Consider the following 15,556-nt stretch of genomic DNA (forward strand, 5'->3'; position numbering starts at 1 on the left):
TCCGCGCGCGGGCCCGCTCGCTCAGGTGCGCGGTGCCGTTGCGCGCGTCGAACCGCGCCGCCAGCGCGAGCGCCTCCCCGCGCGCGTGCCCGGCGAGTTCCCGCGCGGTCCACGAGCGGCCCCGCGGGCCGGGCACCTGCCGTCCGCCCAGGCCCAGCAGGACCAGCCGGTCCATCAGCAGCGCCACCACGCAGTGGAAGTCGTACGCGCTGCGCGGGTGCCCGGTGTCGGTGAAGTACGCGGGCCGCTCCGCGAGCAGTTCGAGTCCGCGTGCCTCGTTGCCGGTCAGCGCGCAGAACTCCACGTGCTCCGCGTAGGCGGACCGCATGCTCTCCATCGGGCGCACCAGACGCACGCCCCGCAGGTGGTTGGCGCGCGCCTCGTCCGCGCGGCCCAGGCGCAGCAGCGGCAGCAGCGACGTCGCGAGCACGGCGTGCGGCTCGTGCGCGCAGCCGAACTCGCCCTCCAGGACCGGCCGCCACAGCTCCAGCGCCTCCGCGTCCCGCCCCCGCTCGGCCCGCCACCAGCCCTGCTCGTGCAGCTCGCACGCGTGGCAGTCGGCCATCGTGTCCCGGTCGGCCGCAAGCCACGCGTCGTACGCCCGCTCGGCGCGCGCGACGTCGCCCAGGTGCGCGGCGACCGTGAACTCGGCCCCGCGCACCGCCCGTTCGGAGTGGCCGGCCAGCCGGTAGCGGTGCTCCATCTCGCCGAGCCACTTCTCTATGGAGGCCAGCGGGACATGCGGCTGGTCGAGCATGCCGGACGACATCCACTTGAAGACCCAGTGCAGCGAATGCGTCTCGTACTCGTCGAAGTCACCGGGCCGTTCGTCCCAAAGGCGCAGCAGGCGCGCGAAGGGGACGAACATCTTGTCCTTCTCGGAGCTGTAGTTGTAGACCTTCAGCTGGTGCCCGAGCGCCTCGATCACCGCGAGCGGGATGTCCAGCCGCTCGGCCGCGGCCAGCAGCTCCTCCGCGCGCGCGTTGCGCGCCGGGCCCTCGGGCCGCTCCGAGTTCTCCGCCAGTGCGCGCCGCAGCGCGTCGAAGTCCGCGATGCCGCCGCTCCCGTCGATCCCGCTCATCAGTGACCGTCCTCGCCGTGCGTCGCCCATTCCAGGAGCCCGATGAACGCGCGGTTCAACAGGGCGGTGTCCGCGGGCCGCAGCGGACGCCGGGCCATCAGGAGGGCCTGTCCGTACAGGGACTCCGTCGCGGTGCCGATCAGTTCCCGGTCGTCCAGCGAACCGATCCTGCGGATGAGCGGACTGAGATGGTTGAGCACCAGACGCGCGCGGGGCGCGCTGCCGCGCAGCGAGCCCAGGATGCCCGCCCACAGGTCGTCGGCCCCCTCCTCGGCCGCCGCCCGCGCCTGCTCGTGCCGGGCCGCCCGGTCCTCCAGGTGCAGCGCGGGCACCGACAGCGGGTGGAACGCCCGCAGCACGACGTCGCAGCCCAGCGGGTCGAGCCGGGCCCGCGCGGCGGCCAGGAAACCGGCCAGCGCCAGCTCCTCCGCCGGGTCGACGTCGTCCAGGTGGGCCGTGACGGTGTCCGCGTCCAGCTCGGCGACCACCGTCCCCGGCCGCACCGACGGCAGCGCCTCGACCAGCTCGCTGTCGTACGTGTAGCCCCCGTTGACCACCCCGACGCCCTGCGCCGACGCGATCGGCGCGACCTGCCGGTACTCCTCCACGCTCCGGGTGAAGTGCACCACCGGGTGCCGCTGCGCGAACTCCTCCAGGGACAGCTGCCCGTCCGTCGTCTCGAACGGCAGCCACGGCAGCATCGTCCGCAGCATCTCCGGATCGTGCCTGGCCAGCGACTTCACCCCGAGGTGGTGCACCGAGAGGAACGCCGACAGCCGCTCGGGGTCGTTCGCCGCCAGCGCCGTCAGCCAGGACCTGACGCGTTCGCCGAGCGCCTCCCGCACCGCCGCGAGCGTCTCGTCCTCGTACAGCGACTCGCGCGAGGCCGTCGGGCGCAGGCTGTCCGTGTCCAGGACGCAGCGCACGAAGAACGCCCAGTCCGGCAGGAGCTGTTCGGCCCGCTCGGTCAGCAGCATGCCCTTCAGGTGCACCCGGTGGGTGGCCCGCTGCGCCGGACTGACCGCCGACGGCAGCACGTACGCCACCCCGCGGACACCGGCCAGCGGCACGTCCAGCTCGATCGAGTCCAGCGGGGTGAAGCCGAACAGCTCGTGGCAGTGCCGGGCCAGCGCCACCCGGCGGGCCGCCGGGGACGGGTACGCGCGCTCCCAGGGCGGCGGCGCCTCGGTGACGGCCTCCTCGCCCACCCGCACGTCGTAGGGCAGCAGCGACCCGAAGTCGGCGGCCAGCGCCCGCACCCGCTCGTGCGACAGCCACTCGGCGGCCCCGGCCCGCGCCGTGAGGTGCACGGTGGTGCCCGGCTCGGGCCGCGCCGCGTCCGGCAGCGTGCGCACCGTGTACGAGCCGTCGTCGCTCGCCGTCCATTCCACCGGCGCCGCGTCCGGGACGCGCGCGCTGCGGCTGACCACCCGGATCCGGTCGGCTACCACGAAACAGGCGAGCAGCCCGATGCCGAACTGGCCGAGGAAGTCGGCGCGCGCCTCCTGGATGCCCTCGGCGCGCTTGGAACTGCGCCCGATGGTCGCCAGCAGCGCGTGCACGTCCGACTCGGTGAGCCCGATCCCGCTGTCCTCGACCCGCAGGGCGCCCGCCTCGGCGTGCAGCCGCACCCGGGCCGGGGCGTCCGGCTGCTCCGCGCGGCGGGCGGTGATCGCGTCCACCGCGTTCTGGAGCAGCTCCCGCAGGTAGACCCTGGGGCTGGAGTAGAGGTGATGGGAGAGCAGGTCCACCAGACCGCGCAGGTCGACCTGGAAGGTGTGAGGTGACGGCAGGGGCTGGGATGACTGTGAGGTCTGGGAGTCCATCGTCGCAGCGCCGGTGGGGGGAGGTTCGACGGCGCGGGGTCGGGCGGTCCCGTGTGAGGCGGTACCGCGGGGGATGGCCGGAGCGCGTCATCCTAGAGCCCGAACGAGCCGTCTGACCAGGGGTTTCGGGGGACGTATACGGCGATGTCAGTCCCGTGGTGTGCAATGGATCTCGTGCCCGCACTGGAAGAACCACTGGACCAGCCGCTGAAGTCGGTGCTCGGCCCCGCCACCGCGAAGGTGATGGCCGAGCACCTCGGCCTGCGCACCGTCGGCGATCTCCTGCACCACTATCCGCGCAGATACGAGGAGCGCGGCCAGCTCACCCACCTCGCCGACCTCCCCATGGACGAGCACGCCACCGTGGTCGCCATGGTCGCCGACGCCCGCCTGCACACCTTCGCCTCGGCGAAGGCCCCGCGCGGCAAGGGCCAGCGGCTCGAAGTCACCATCACGGACGGCAGCGGCCGCATCCAGCTCGTCTTCTTCGGCAACGGCGTGCACAAGCCCCACAAGGAACTCCTGCCCGGCACCCGCGCCATGTTCGCGGGCAAGGTCTCCGTCTTCAACCGGCGGCTGCAACTCGCCCACCCCGCCTACGAACTGCTGCGCGGCGAACCCGGCGGCCCCGAGGGCGTCGACGGCGTCGAGGGCGCGGGCGAGGCGGTGGAGAGCTGGGCGGGCGCCCTCATCCCGATCTACCCGGCCACCGCCAAACTGGAGTCCTGGAAGATCGGCAAGGCCCTTCAGACGGTGCTGCCCGCCGCCCGGGACGCGGTCGACCCGCTGCCCGACACCCTGCGCGCGGGCCGCGGGCTGCTCTCCCTGCCCGACGCCCTGACCCGCATCCACCGCCCGCGCACCAAGGCCGACATCGCCGACGCCCGCGCCCGCCTCAAGTGGGACGAGGCGTTCGTCCTCCAGGTCGCCCTGGCCCGCCGCAGGCACGACGACGCCCAACTCCCCGCCGTCCCGCGCGAACCCGCCCCCGACGGCCTGCTCACCCGCTTCGACGACCGGCTGCCCTTCACCCTCACCGACGGCCAGCGGACGGTCTCCCGGGAGATCTTCGCCGACCTCGCCACCGACCACCCCATGCACCGGCTGCTCCAGGGCGAGGTCGGCTCCGGCAAGACGATGGTCGCGCTGCGCGCCATGCTCGCCGTCGTCGACGCGGGCGGGCAGGCCGCGATGCTCGCGCCCACCGAGGTGCTCGCGCAGCAGCACCACCGCTCCGTCACCGAGATGATGGGCGAGCTGGCCGAGGGCGGCATGCTCGGCGGCGCCGACCACGCGACCCGGGTGGTGCTGCTCACCGGCTCGATGGGCGCGGCGGCCCGCCGCCAGGCCCTGCTCGACCTGGTCACCGGGGAGGCCGGCATCGTGATCGGCACCCACGCGCTGATCGAGGACAAGGTCCAGTTCCACGACCTCGGCCTGGTCGTCGTCGACGAACAGCACCGGTTCGGCGTCGAGCAGCGCGACGCCCTGCGCGGCAAGGGGAAGCAGCCCCCGCACCTGCTCGTCATGACGGCCACCCCGATCCCGCGCACCGTCGCCATGACCGTCTTCGGCGACCTGGAGACGTCCGTCCTCGACCAGTTGCCCGCCGGGCGCTCGCCGATCGCCAGCCATGTCGTCCCGGCCGCGGACAAGCCGCACTTCCTGGCACGCGCCTGGGAGCGCGTGCGCGAGGAGGTCGAGGGCGGCCACCAGGCGTACGTCGTCTGCCCCCGCATCGGCGACGAGGACGACGACCCCAAGGGCCGGGCCAGGAAGCAGGCGGCCGACGGCCCCGACGGGGACAAGCGGCCCCCGCTGGCCGTCCTCGAGGTCGCCGACCAGCTCGCCGGGGGCCCGCTCCAGGGCCTCACGGTCGAGGTCCTGCACGGCAGGATGGCGCCGGACGACAAGGACGCCGTCATGCGCCGCTTCGCCGCGGGCGACACGGACGTCCTGGTCGCCACCACCGTCATCGAGGTCGGCGTGAACGTCCCGAACGCGACGGCGATGGTCATCATGGACGCCGACCGGTTCGGCGTCTCCCAGCTCCACCAGCTCAGGGGCCGCGTCGGCCGCGGTTCGGCACCCGGCCTCTGCCTCCTGGTCACCGAGACGCCCGAGGCGAGCCCGGCCCGCCAGCGGCTCACCTCCGTCGCCGCCACCCTCGACGGCTTCGAGCTGTCCCGCATCGACCTGGAACAGCGCCGCGAGGGCGACGTCCTCGGCCAGGCCCAGTCCGGGGCCCGCACCTCCCTGCGGGTGCTGTCCGTCATCGAGGACGAGGAGGTCATCGCGCAGGCCCGCGAGGAGGCGACGGCCCTGGTGGCGGCCGACCCGGACCTCACCTCCCAGCCCGGCCTGCGCACCGCACTCGACGCCCTCCTGGACGAGGAGCGGGAGGGCTACCTGGAGAAGGGCTGAGCAACAAGGCGTGCCGGGGCGGGACGGGAGCCGCCGCGGGCGCCGCTCCGCGGGAGCCCGGTCGCCGCCGGGCGGGCACCCCCGGCCGCCTGCCAGACTGACCGCGAGAAGTCGCCCACGGACAAGGACCCCCGACATGACCCGCGTGATCGCCGGCACCGCCGGTGGCCGGCGCCTCGCCGTTCCGCCCGGGACCGGCACCCGCCCCACCTCCGACCGCGCGCGCGAAGGACTCTTCTCCACCTGGGAGTCCCTCCTCGGCGGCCCGCTCACCGGCGAGCGCGTCCTCGACCTCTACGCCGGGTCGGGCGCGGTCGGCCTGGAGGCACTCTCCCGGGGCGCCGGGCACGCCCTGCTGGTCGAGGCCGACGCCCGCGCCGCGCGCGTCATCAGGGAGAACGTCCGCAGCGTCGGCCTGCCGGGCGCCGAGGTGCGGGCGGGCAAGGCCGAACAGGTCGTCCGTACGGCGCCCCCCGGCGAGCCCTACGACATCGCCTTCCTCGACCCCCCGTACGCCGTCCTGGACGACGATCTTCGGGAGATCCTCCTCACACTCCGCACCGGGGGGTGGCTCGCGGCCGGAGCCCTCGTCACCGTGGAGCGCAGCACCAGAGGCGGCGCGTTCGGCTGGCCCGACGGCTTCGAGCCGGTCCGGGCCCGCCGCTACGGCGAGGGAACGTTTTGGTACGGTCACGCCGCCTCTACGTGCGACGTCGCACGATGACCGGACCGGAGAGCGAGGGATCACTAGTGCGCCGCGCCGTCTGTCCCGGGTCTTTCGACCCGATCACCAACGGACACCTCGACATCATCGCCCGCGCCTCACGCCTCTACGACGAGGTGTACGTCGCCGTGATGATCAACCAGTCCAAGAAAGGGCTCTTCGAGATCGAGGAGCGGATCGACCTGATCCGCGAGGTCACCGCCGAGTACGGCAACGTCGTCGTGGAGTCCTTCCACGGGCTCCTCGTCGACTTCTGCAAGGAGCGGGACATCCCCGCCATCGTCAAGGGACTGCGCGCGGTCAGCGACTTCGACTACGAGCTGCAGATGGCCCAGATGAACAACGGGCTGTCCGGCGTCGAGACCCTCTTCGTCCCCACCAACCCCACCTACAGCTTCCTCTCCTCCTCCCTCGTCAAGGAGGTGGCGACCTGGGGCGGCGACGTCGCCCACCTGGTGCCCCCGCTCGTCCTGGAGGCGCTCAACACGCGTCTGCGCAAGGACTGATGGGGCTACAGTCGTCCCGTCCGTCTCCAACACCCCTGTAGAGAGTGGCGAGCACACGGTGGACGTGCAGAAGAAGCTCGACGAGATCGTCGCGGCGGTCTCCCATGCCCGAGCCATGCCCATGTCGGCGTCCTGCGTGGTCAACCGCGCCGATCTGCTCGCCCTCCTCGAAGAGGTGCGCCAGGCCCTGCCCGGCTCCCTGGCCCAGGCCCAGGAGCTGATCGGCGACCGCGAGCAGATGGTCGAGCAGGCCCGCCAGGAGGCCGACCGGATCATCGGGCAGGCGCACGCCGAACGCGGCTCGCTGATCTCCGACACCGAGGTCGCCCGCCGCTCCCAGAACGAGGCCGACCGCATCCTCGCCGAGGCCCGCCAGGAGGCCGAGGAGGTGCGCGCCGAGGCCGACGACTACGTCGACTCCAAGCTCGCCAACTTCGAGGTCGTCCTCACCAAGACCCTCGGCTCCGTCGGCCGCGGCCGGGAGAAGCTCCTGGGCACCGGCCCCGGCCTCGACGAGCAGGGCTACGAGGACGAGGACGCCCCCGAGCGCAGCCACGACCCGGAGACCCTGCGCCGTGACGCCGACGCCTACGTCGACGTCAAGCTGGGCGCCTTCGAGGCCGTCCTCGCCAAGACCCTGGAGGCCGTCGGCCGCGGGCGCCAGAAGCTGCACGGCCGGATCGCCAGCGACGACCTCGGCGCCCTCGCCGACGACCTCACCTCCTTCCAGCACTCCAGCGACGCCGACTACCTGGCCGACCTCGCGGCCCTCGCGGAGCGGGACAACCCCGCGCCCGCCGGACAGCCCGCCGCGCAGCCGCGGCAGCAGCCCGACTACGCCTCGGCCGCGCAGGCCCCGCAGCAGGACGTGTACGGCTACCAGCAGCAGGCGGACCCCTACGCCGGGTCGGCCGGGGGCTACGCGCAGCAGGGGTACGGCCAGCAGGACGCGTACGGCTACCCGCAGCAGGCCGACCCCTACGCCGCCTACCAGGGCTACGACGGGCAGCAGCAGAGCTACGACGCCCAGCAGAGCCCCCAGCAGGCGCAGCAGCAGGGGTACGCCCTCGACGAGACCAGCCTCTTCGACACCGGCATGATCAGCGCCGAGCAGCTCCGGGCGTACGAGCAGGGCCGCGGCCAGTAGCGGAGCACCGGATTGGGCCGACGGCGAAAGGTCCAGTATCCTGTTTCTTCGGTCGCGTGTACGTCCGCGATCAGCGCTGCCCGAGCACACCGACGGGCCGCGTCCCTGAGCTGAGAAGATCGAAAGCAGGAATGGCCCTGAACGCCCGCCTCGACCACCGCAACCCGCTCGTGTTCGACACGCACGAGCTGGGGCGGCGTCCTGGCGCGATGCAGCGCCTGACCCGCTCGATCGACGCCCCCCGGGACCTCGGCATCCAGGGAGTCATCGGAGTGCCGGAAGGCGCCCCGGTGGAACTCGAACTCCGGCTCGAGTCGGTCATGGAAGGGGTGCTTGTCACAGGCACCGCCCGTGCGTCGGCCGAGGGGGAGTGCGTAAGGTGTCTGGAGCCGCTGGAGCAGCAGCTCGAAGCGGACTTCCAGGAGATGTTCTCGTACCCTGACGCCGATGACCGGGGCCGCCCCAAAGCGGAACCGGCCGACGACGCCGAGGAAGACGAGGACAGGCTCTTCATCGAGGACGGTCTTTTCGACCTCGAACCCGTGCTGCGTGATGCGGTGGTGCTCGCACTGCCGATGCAGCCGGTGTGCCAGGACGACTGTCCCGGTCTGTGCTCCGAGTGCGGAGTGCGGCTGGCGGACGACCCGGAACACCACCACGATGCCGTCGACATCCGTTGGGCGGCACTGCAGGGACTCGCCGGCACCACGAAGGACGGCGAGAAGGACGAGATGAGCGGCGACGGGTCAGCAGGCGCCGCCGAGAAGCAGGAGAAGTAGCCGTGGCTGTTCCGAAGCGGAAGATGTCGCGCAGCAACACGCGCCACCGCCGGTCGCAGTGGAAGGCTGCGGTCCCCACCCTGGTTGCGTGCGAGCGCTGCCACGAGCCCAAGCAGCAGCACATCGCGTGCCCGTCTTGCGGCACCTACAACAAGCGCCAGGTCCTCGAGGTCTGAGCGGCTGGTGAGAGGCACCGTGTCCACGGCGAAGAAGAATTCTCCCCGCGCGAGCGGGGTCGGCCCATCGGACAGCACGGCCTCGTCCCACACGCTTCTGGAAGGGCGGCTCGGGTACCGACTTGAGTCCGCCCTTCTGGTGCGCGCGCTGACCCACCGTTCCTACGCGTACGAGAACGGCGGTCTGCCGACGAACGAGCGGCTGGAGTTCCTCGGGGACTCCGTGCTCGGGCTCGTCGTCACCGACACGCTGTACACCACCCACCCCGACCTGCCCGAAGGCCAGTTGGCCAAGTTGCGGGCCGCGGTGGTCAATTCGCGTGCGCTGGCGGAGGTCGGTCGCGGCCTTGAACTCGGCTCCTTCATCCGGCTCGGCCGGGGCGAAGAGGGCACGGGCGGCCGGGACAAGGCGTCCATTCTCGCCGACACCCTCGAAGCGGTGATCGGCGCGGTCTATCTCGACCAGGGCCTCGACGCGGCCTCCGAACTGGTGCACCGCCTGTTCGACCCGCTGATCGAGAAGTCCTCGAACCTCGGAGCCGGCCTGGACTGGAAGACCAGTCTCCAGGAGCTGACCGCGACCGAAGGGCTCGGCGTCCCCGAGTACCTGGTCACGGAGACCGGCCCCGACCACGAGAAGACCTTCACTGCTGCCGCCCGCGTCGGAGGCGTCTCGTACGGCACCGGCACCGGCCGCAGCAAGAAGGAGGCGGAACAGCAGGCCGCCGAGTCCGCCTGGAGGTCCATCAGGGCCGCTGCGGACGCGCGTGCCGAGGAGGCGGCCCGACCGGCCGCCGACGAGGCCGAGGCCGCGACCGACGGTGAAGGTCCGTCGGCCGTCTCCGCCTGAGCGGAGCGAACGAACAGAGCACACCGAGCGCCCACCCCGTCCGGGGCGGGCGCTCGGCTCGTGCGTCAGCACCTCATGGGGGAGCGCATGCCCGAGTTGCCCGAGGTCGAGGTCGTCCGGCGCGGTCTCGAACGGTGGGTCGCCCACCGGGTCGTGGCCGGCGTGGAGGTGCTGCACCCGCGCGCCGTCCGCCGCCATGTCGCCGGGGGTGACGACTTCACGCACCGGATCGAGGGCCACCGGATCGGTGTCCCGAGCCGCCGCGGCAAGTACCTGTGGCTGCCCCTCGAGGAGACCGGGCAGGCGATCCTCGCCCACCTCGGCATGAGCGGGCAGTTGCTGGTGCAGCCGGTCACCGCGCCGGCCGAGAAACATCTGCGGATCCGGGTCGGGTTCGACGACGGGCTCGGCACCGAGCTGCGCTTCGTCGACCAACGCACCTTCGGCGGGCTGTCGTTGCACGACACCACGTCCGACGGACTGCCCGATGTCATCGGGCACATCGCCCGCGACCCGCTCGACCCGCTCTTCGACGACGACGCCTTCCACCGGGCGCTGCGCCGCAAGCGGACCACCGTCAAACGGGCCCTGCTGGACCAGTCGTTGATCAGCGGCGTCGGCAACATCTACGCGGACGAGGCCCTGTGGCGCACCCGCGTCCACTACGAACGCCCCACGGCCGGGTTCACCGCCCCGCGCACCGCCGAACTCCTGGGCCACGTACGGGACGTGATGAACGAGGCGCTCTCCGTCGGCGGCACCAGCTTCGACAGCCTCTACGTCAACGTGAACGGGGAGTCGGGCTACTTCGACCGCTCGCTCGACGCCTACGGCCGCGAGGGGCTGCCCTGCCGCCGGTGCGGGACGCCGATGGCGCGGCGGCCGTGGATGAACCGGTCAAGCTACTTCTGCCCGCGCTGTCAGCGTCCGCCGCGTGCGTCGTCGTAGCGCCGCCGGGCGTCGAGGACGTCGTCCATGCTGCCCTCCAGGAAGTGGATGAGGGCCAGCAGCCGGGTGGCGACCTCGCGGCCGAGCGGGGTCAGCTCGTAGTCCACCCGGGGCGGGTTGGTGGGCTGGGCCTCGCGGTCCACCAGTCCGTCGCGCTCCAGCGCGTGCAGGGTCTGCGACAGCATCTTCTCGCTCACGCCGTCCACCCGGCGGCGCAGCTCGTTGAAGCGCAGCGAGCCCTCGAAGAGGGCGCCGAGGACGAGGGCGCCCCAGCGGCCCGTGATGTGCTCCAGCGTGCCGCGCGAGGGGCAGGCCTTCGCGAACACGTTGTACGGGAGGGCCGGGTCCGTCGCGCACTCGTCGATGCGGTTCATCCTTCAAGCGTACTGGAGTGCAGCGCTCACCAGAAGATTGCGCTAACCAGGAGTTAGTGCTTGGTCGAGCCGAGCCTGGGCTGGGCCGGGAGCCGGAACGGGCGGGGTCCCACCACGGCGTGTGGGCCGGGACCCTGTCCGGGTCCCGGCCCACACGCGACGGTGCTGCCGGTCAGTAGCCGAAGTCCTGCGTCCACCAGGGGCCGCCCGAGCCGAACTGCACGCCGACGCCCAGCGTCTTGAAGTCGCAGTTCAGGATGTTCGCCTTATGCCCCGGGCTGTTCATCCAGGCCTCCATCACCGCGGCCGGGTCGGCCTGGCCGCGCGCTATGTTCTCGCCGCCCAGGTTGCTGATGCCGAGCGCCGCCGCCCGGTCCCACGGCGTGGCGCCGCTCGGGTCCGTGTGGTCGAAGAAGTCCTGCGCGGCCATGGCTTGGCTGAAGTCCTCGGCGAGCCCGGTGAGCGCGCTGTTGGCCGCCACCGCGGAGCAGCCGACCTTGGCCCGCTCCTCGTTCACCAGCCGGAGCACCTCCGCCTCGGCGGCGGCCTGGGTGGAGACGGCGGCCTGGGTGGGCTCGGCGGCCGGGGCCTTGGTCTCGGGCGCCTTCTCGGTCGGCGTCGTCTCCGGCGCCTTCTCGGTCGGGGTCGCCGAGGGCTTCTCCGTCGGCGTCCTGCTGGGTGCGGGGGAGGAGGTCGAGGGGGCGGGCGAGGGCGACTCGGCGCGCTGCGCGTCCCGGCTCGTGGCGGTGCCGCCGTCGTGGCTCTGGGCGCTGCCCGAGGTGCCGCCCTGCTCGGTCGCCGAGTTCGTCGGCAGGCCCGCGGCGGCCTGTGCCTTCTGGCCGCCGCCCCCGCCCCCGCCGAGCTTGTAGTTGTCGAGGCCGGGCACCGCACCGGTCGCCACCGCGACGGTGCCCAGGGCGACGGCGGCGGAGACCCCCAGCAGCCCGGTGCGCACCGGGGTGGCCACCCGCTTCTTGCGGCGGCGGTGGGCGCCGGGGCCGCCGTCGGGGGAGAAACCGTCCGAGGGGAAGACGGTGCGGAAGTCGTCCTCGGTGGCGAAGAGGTACGCGGCGCTGCGCGCGGAGGCCGCGGCCTGGCCGTCGTCGGTCAGCGGGCGACCGCCCTGCGGGCCCCCGGCGCGGGGGTCCTGCGCGTCGTGCCCGACGTCGTGCGAGTCCAGCGGAGCGTTCCCGCCCGGGTAAGGGCCGAGTGGCGCTGTGACCCCCGTGGCGCGGCCCGTGGCGGCGCGGCCGGCGGCGGAGCGTCGGTGGCGTCCCATGTCCTTGCCTTCCTCGTCATCGCGGTCGACGCGTCCCCCCGGTCAACCAAACTCACTCGATGGAGTGGGTTTCATATGAGATTCATTGGGTCGGGACGGTACCGCATGGCGAGGGAGGCGGATGTGTCCCGAGCGACATTGGGCCGTTAGGTTTCCTCCATGAGCGAGGATGTACGACTGGTCGCCTGGGTGCGCGGACACGTCCAAGGTGTGGGTTTCCGCTGGTTCACCCGGGCCAAGGCCCTGGAGATCGGCGGCCTGAGTGGCTTTGCTCTCAATTTGGCGGACGGCCGGGTCCAGGTGGTCGCCGAGGGCGCCAGGGGCGGCTGCGAGGGGCTCCTCGACTGGCTCCAGGGCGATGACACGCCCGGACGCGTGGACGGCGTCACCGAGATCTGGGACACACCCCGGGGCGGCTACGACGGCTTCGCGATGCGCTGACCGAGGGCGGCCCCGGGCCTCCTCGGGACGGCGTGCCCATGCCATGGGCACCTGCCGGGAACGGCGGTGACCTGGTGGTTGCCAAGAACCGGGGGAAGTGGCAGGCTCCCGGGACACGACTGATCGACGCAGCCCGCGGGGCCCCGAGGAAGAGACGACGCAGCCTGTCACCGGCCGCGCGCACCGGGTCGCCCCTCAATACGGGGCGTGATCGTGTTGACCGTCAAACTTTTTGGTGAGACGCTGAAAGCCCCGCGCACCTTAGCTGTTTGGCATGGCAGAACGGCACCAGAACAGAACAGTGCCAAGCATCGCGGGTGCGATTCCCTCACGACCCAACCGCTTCGGTCGGTCACTCATTGTGGAGGACCATCCATCATGGCAAAGGCGCTTCTCGGTTACGTCGGCGGCTCCGACCCGCGACTCCTCGCCGAGATGCGACGGCTCCAGCAGCGTGTCCAGGACCTGGAATCCGAGCTCGGACGGATCCAGGCCGAGAACGACGCACTGACGGCTGCCGCTTCTCACGAATCGCTTCTCGAGAGCATCGACGCACACCAGGCGGAGCCTGCGCTCACCTGATCACCTGCACCACAGCAGGGGTCGGGCCGCCCGTGTCAACCGCTCAGTCCGTCAGATCTGCAAGGGACGCTTCGGCGTCCCTTCTTTCTTGGCCTGCCTGCCCCCGTCCCGCCCACTCGTCTCACCGTCTGATGTGCCCTGCGCGTTCCCGGGCGAAACCGCGGGGAACCGCGCGTTCGTGGAGCGGGATACCGCCGGAAGGTAGAGTCCGGCGGCGTGCACCTCAAGGCCCTGACCCTGCGCGGCTTCAAGTCGTTCGCCTCGGCGACCACGCTCCGCTTCGAGCCGGGCATCACCTGCGTCGTCGGCCCCAACGGCTCGGGCAAGTCCAACGTCGTGGACGCGCTCAGCTGGGTCATGGGCGAGCAGGGCGCGAAGTCGCTGCGCGGCGGCAAGATGGAGGACGTCATCTTCGCCGGCACCACCGGCCGCCCGCCGCTGGGCCGCGCCGAGGTGTCCCTGACCATCGACAACTCCGACGGCGCGCTGCCCATCGAGTACGCCGAGGTCACCATCACGCGGATCATGTTCCGCAACGGCGGCAGCGAGTACCAGATCAACGGTGACACCTGCCGACTCCTCGACATCCAGGACCTGCTCTCCGACTCCGGCATCGGCCGCGAGATGCACGTCATCGTCGGCCAGGGCCAGCTCGACTCCGTCCTGCACGCCGACCCCATGGGCCGCCGCGCCTTCATCGAGGAGGCGGCCGGGGTCCTCAAGCACCGCAAGCGCAAGGAGAAGGCGCTGCGGAAGCTGGACGCGATGCAGGCCAACCTCGCCCGGGTGCAGGACCTCACCGACGAACTGCGCCGCCAGCTCAAACCGCTGGGCAGGCAGGCCGCCGTCGCCCGCCGGGCCGCCGTCATCCAGGCCGACCTGCGCGACGCGCGGCTGCGGCTGCTCGCCGACGACCTGGTGCGGCTGCGCGAGGCGCTGGACCTGGAGGTCGCCGACGAGGCCGCGCTCAAGGGCCGCAAGGAGGCCGCCGAGCAGGAACTGCGCAAGGCGACGCAGCGCGAGGCGCTCCTGGAGGACGAGGTGCGCAGGCTCGTCCCGCGCCTCCAGCGCGCCCAGCAGACCTGGTACGACCTCTCCCAGCTCGCCGAACGGGTCCGCGGCACGGTGTCGCTGGCCGACGCCCGGGTCACCAGCGCCACCTCCGCGCCGCCCGAGGAGCGCCGCGGCCGCGACCCCGAGGACATGGAGCGCGAGGCCGCCCGGGTCAGGGAGCAGGAGGCCGAGCTGGCCGCGGCCCTCGAAGCAGCCGAACGGGCCCTGGAGGACACCGTCGAGCACCGCGCCGCACTGGAGCGCGCGCTGACCGTCGAGGAGCGGCGGCTCAAGGACGTCGCCCGCGCCATCGCCGACCGCCGTGAGGGGCTGGCCCGGCTGAACGGGCAGGCGGGCGCGGCGCGTTCGCGGGCCGCCGCCGCCCAGGCCGAGATCGACCGGCTGGCCTCGGCCCGTGACGAGGCCCAGGAGCGGGCCGCCGCCGCGCAGCGCGAGTACGAGACGCTCCAGACCGAGGTGGACGGCCTCGACGCGCACGACACGGAGCGCTCCGCCCGGCACGAGGAGCTGAGGCAGCGGCTCGCCGGTGCGGAGGCGGACCTGACGGCCGCCCGCGAGGCGCTGACCGCGACCGAACGGCGCCGGGCCGCCACCCAGGCCCGCCACGACACCCTCGCGCTCGGCCTGCGCCGCAAGGACGGCACCGGCGCCCTGCTCGACGCGAAGGACCGCCTCACCGGCCTGCTCGGTCCCGCGGCCGACCTCCTCTCGGTGACCCCGGGCCAGGAGGTGGCGCTGGCCGCGGCCTTCGGCGCGGCGGCGGACGCCCTCGCGGTGACGACCCCGGCGGCCGCCGCCGACGCGATCCGGCTGCTGCGCAAGCAGGACGGCGGGCGCGCCGCGCTGCTGCTGGCCTCGGCGCCGGAGGAACCCGCCCCCGGCGCCGTCGACCCGGTGGGCGGCCGCGCCGGGTTCCGGTACGCGGCCGACCTGGTCCGCGCCCCCGCCGAACTGCTGCCCGCGGTGCGCCGGATGCTGCGGGGGATCGTCGTCGTCGGGACGCTGGAGGACGCCGAGGAGCTGGTCCATGCGCGGCCGCACCTCACCGCCGTCACCGCTGAGGGGGACTTGCTCGGGGCGCACTTCGCGCACGGCGGGTCGGCCGGGGCGCCGAGTCTGCTGGAGGTGCGCGCCTCGGTGGACGAGGCCGCCGCCGAGCTGGCCGAGCTGGCGGTGCGGTGCGAGGAGCTGGCCGGGGAGCAGCGGGCGGCGGGGGAGCGGCGCCGGGAGAGCGCGGCGGCCGTCGAGGAACTGGCGGAGTCGCGGCGGGCGGCCGACCGGGAGCGGTCGGCCGTGGCCAAGGAGCTGGGGCGGCTGGCTGGGCAGGCGCGGGGCGCGGCGGGGG

At 72.9% G+C, this 15,556-nt stretch carries 14 protein-coding genes and 1 pseudogene; 11 read left to right on the top strand and 4 right to left on the bottom strand.

The window, feature by feature from the left end:
• Both GA0115242_RS00050 and GA0115242_RS00055 read right to left on the bottom strand, forming a co-directional pair.
• Nucleotides 1–1,081: pseudogene (locus GA0115242_RS00050) on the bottom strand (tetratricopeptide repeat protein); the annotation flags it as partial.
• Nucleotides 1,081–2,907 carry an HSP90 family protein gene (locus GA0115242_RS00055; RefSeq protein WP_093823151.1) on the bottom strand — a complete coding sequence of 609 codons (1,827 nt, stop codon included), beginning with the start codon at nucleotides 2,905–2,907 and terminating at the stop codon, nucleotides 1,081–1,083. The pseudogene GA0115242_RS00050 and the gene GA0115242_RS00055, both read right to left, overlap by 1 nt.
• Nucleotides 2,908–3,072: 165 nt before the next feature.
• Here GA0115242_RS00055 and recG point away from each other — a divergent pair, with 165 nt between their 5' ends.
• The 8 genes from recG to mutM all read left to right on the top strand — a co-directional run bounded on the left by recG (nucleotide 3,073) and on the right by mutM (nucleotide 10,461).
• The gene (gene recG / locus GA0115242_RS00060) at nucleotides 3,073–5,331 is read left to right on the top strand and encodes an ATP-dependent DNA helicase RecG (protein ID WP_093823154.1); all 2,259 of its coding nucleotides are present in this window, start codon (nucleotides 3,073–3,075) and stop codon (nucleotides 5,329–5,331) included.
• A 97-nt stretch (nucleotides 5,332–5,428) separates the two neighbouring features.
• Entirely contained in the window at nucleotides 5,429–6,055 is a 627-nt protein-coding gene (rsmD, locus tag GA0115242_RS00065) for a 16S rRNA (guanine(966)-N(2))-methyltransferase RsmD (RefSeq protein WP_256089299.1), read from the top strand.
• Between the two features lie 26 nt (nucleotides 6,056–6,081).
• Nucleotides 6,082–6,561, top strand: coding sequence for a pantetheine-phosphate adenylyltransferase (gene coaD / locus GA0115242_RS00070; RefSeq protein WP_218088630.1), 480 nt, complete (start codon nucleotides 6,082–6,084; stop codon nucleotides 6,559–6,561).
• Nucleotides 6,562–6,619: 58 nt separating this feature from the next.
• Entirely contained in the window at nucleotides 6,620–7,708 is a 1,089-nt protein-coding gene (locus tag GA0115242_RS00075; protein ID WP_093823161.1) for an ATP synthase F0 subunit B, read from the top strand.
• A gap of 131 nt (nucleotides 7,709–7,839) precedes the next feature.
• Nucleotides 7,840–8,487, top strand: a complete 648-nt coding sequence (locus GA0115242_RS00080; RefSeq protein WP_093823163.1) for a YceD family protein — start codon at nucleotides 7,840–7,842, stop codon at nucleotides 8,485–8,487.
• A gap of 2 nt (nucleotides 8,488–8,489) precedes the next feature.
• Nucleotides 8,490–8,663, top strand: coding sequence for a 50S ribosomal protein L32 (rpmF, locus tag GA0115242_RS00085; RefSeq protein ID WP_003951102.1), 174 nt, complete (start codon nucleotides 8,490–8,492; stop codon nucleotides 8,661–8,663).
• A 19-nt stretch (nucleotides 8,664–8,682) separates the two neighbouring features.
• Nucleotides 8,683–9,513 carry a ribonuclease III gene (rnc, locus tag GA0115242_RS00090; protein ID WP_093823165.1) on the top strand — a complete coding sequence of 277 codons (831 nt, stop codon included), beginning with the start codon at nucleotides 8,683–8,685 and terminating at the stop codon, nucleotides 9,511–9,513.
• A gap of 87 nt (nucleotides 9,514–9,600) precedes the next feature.
• Nucleotides 9,601–10,461 carry a bifunctional DNA-formamidopyrimidine glycosylase/DNA-(apurinic or apyrimidinic site) lyase gene (gene mutM, locus GA0115242_RS00095; protein WP_093823167.1) on the top strand — a complete coding sequence of 287 codons (861 nt, stop codon included), beginning with the start codon at nucleotides 9,601–9,603 and terminating at the stop codon, nucleotides 10,459–10,461.
• Here the strand turns inward: mutM and GA0115242_RS00100 are convergent.
• A complete protein-coding gene (locus GA0115242_RS00100; protein ID WP_093823170.1) occupies nucleotides 10,434–10,835 on the bottom strand; it encodes a winged helix-turn-helix transcriptional regulator in 402 nt (133 codons plus the stop codon). The two genes, mutM and GA0115242_RS00100, sit on opposite strands and share 28 nt — an antisense overlap.
• A 172-nt stretch (nucleotides 10,836–11,007) precedes the next feature.
• Nucleotides 11,008–12,114: a CAP domain-containing protein gene (locus GA0115242_RS00105; RefSeq protein ID WP_093823172.1), complete on the bottom strand. Its 1,107-nt coding sequence runs from the start codon at nucleotides 12,112–12,114 to the stop codon at nucleotides 11,008–11,010.
• A 159-nt stretch (nucleotides 12,115–12,273) separates the two neighbouring features.
• Here GA0115242_RS00105 and GA0115242_RS00110 point away from each other — a divergent pair, with 159 nt between their 5' ends.
• From GA0115242_RS00110 to smc, 3 genes are all read left to right on the top strand, one after another.
• On the top strand, nucleotides 12,274–12,555 hold the full coding sequence (locus tag GA0115242_RS00110; RefSeq protein ID WP_093823174.1) for an acylphosphatase: 282 nt from the start codon (nucleotides 12,274–12,276) through the stop codon (nucleotides 12,553–12,555).
• 378 nt (nucleotides 12,556–12,933) lie between these two features.
• On the top strand, nucleotides 12,934–13,137 hold the full coding sequence (locus GA0115242_RS00115; RefSeq protein ID WP_093823178.1) for a hypothetical protein: 204 nt from the start codon (nucleotides 12,934–12,936) through the stop codon (nucleotides 13,135–13,137).
• Between the two features lie 216 nt (nucleotides 13,138–13,353).
• A partial coding sequence (gene smc, locus GA0115242_RS00120; protein ID WP_093823176.1) for a chromosome segregation protein SMC occupies nucleotides 13,354–15,556 on the top strand: 2,203 nt, incomplete at its 3' end.

The organism is Streptomyces sp. SolWspMP-5a-2 (genome assembly GCF_900091845.1).
GTDB lineage: Bacteria > Actinomycetota > Actinomycetes > Streptomycetales > Streptomycetaceae > Streptomyces > Streptomyces doudnae.

Bases quoted from the DNA above. Each gene is read 5' to 3' on its own strand.
- GA0115242_RS00055 (WP_093823151.1), bottom strand. From the start codon at position 2,907: ATGGACTCCCAGACCTCACAGTCATCCCAGCCCCTGCCGTCACCTCAC.
- recG (WP_093823154.1), top strand. From the start codon at position 3,073: ATGGATCTCGTGCCCGCACTGGAAGAACCACTGGACCAGCCGCTGAAG.
- GA0115242_RS00080 (WP_093823163.1), top strand. From the start codon at position 7,840: ATGGCCCTGAACGCCCGCCTCGACCACCGCAACCCGCTCGTGTTCGAC.
- mutM (WP_093823167.1), top strand. From the start codon at position 9,601: ATGCCCGAGTTGCCCGAGGTCGAGGTCGTCCGGCGCGGTCTCGAACGG.
- GA0115242_RS00100 (WP_093823170.1), bottom strand. From the start codon at position 10,835: ATGAACCGCATCGACGAGTGCGCGACGGACCCGGCCCTCCCGTACAAC.
- GA0115242_RS00105 (WP_093823172.1), bottom strand. From the start codon at position 12,114: ATGGGACGCCACCGACGCTCCGCCGCCGGCCGCGCCGCCACGGGCCGC.
- GA0115242_RS00110 (WP_093823174.1), top strand. From the start codon at position 12,274: ATGAGCGAGGATGTACGACTGGTCGCCTGGGTGCGCGGACACGTCCAA.
- GA0115242_RS00115 (WP_093823178.1), top strand. From the start codon at position 12,934: ATGGCAAAGGCGCTTCTCGGTTACGTCGGCGGCTCCGACCCGCGACTC.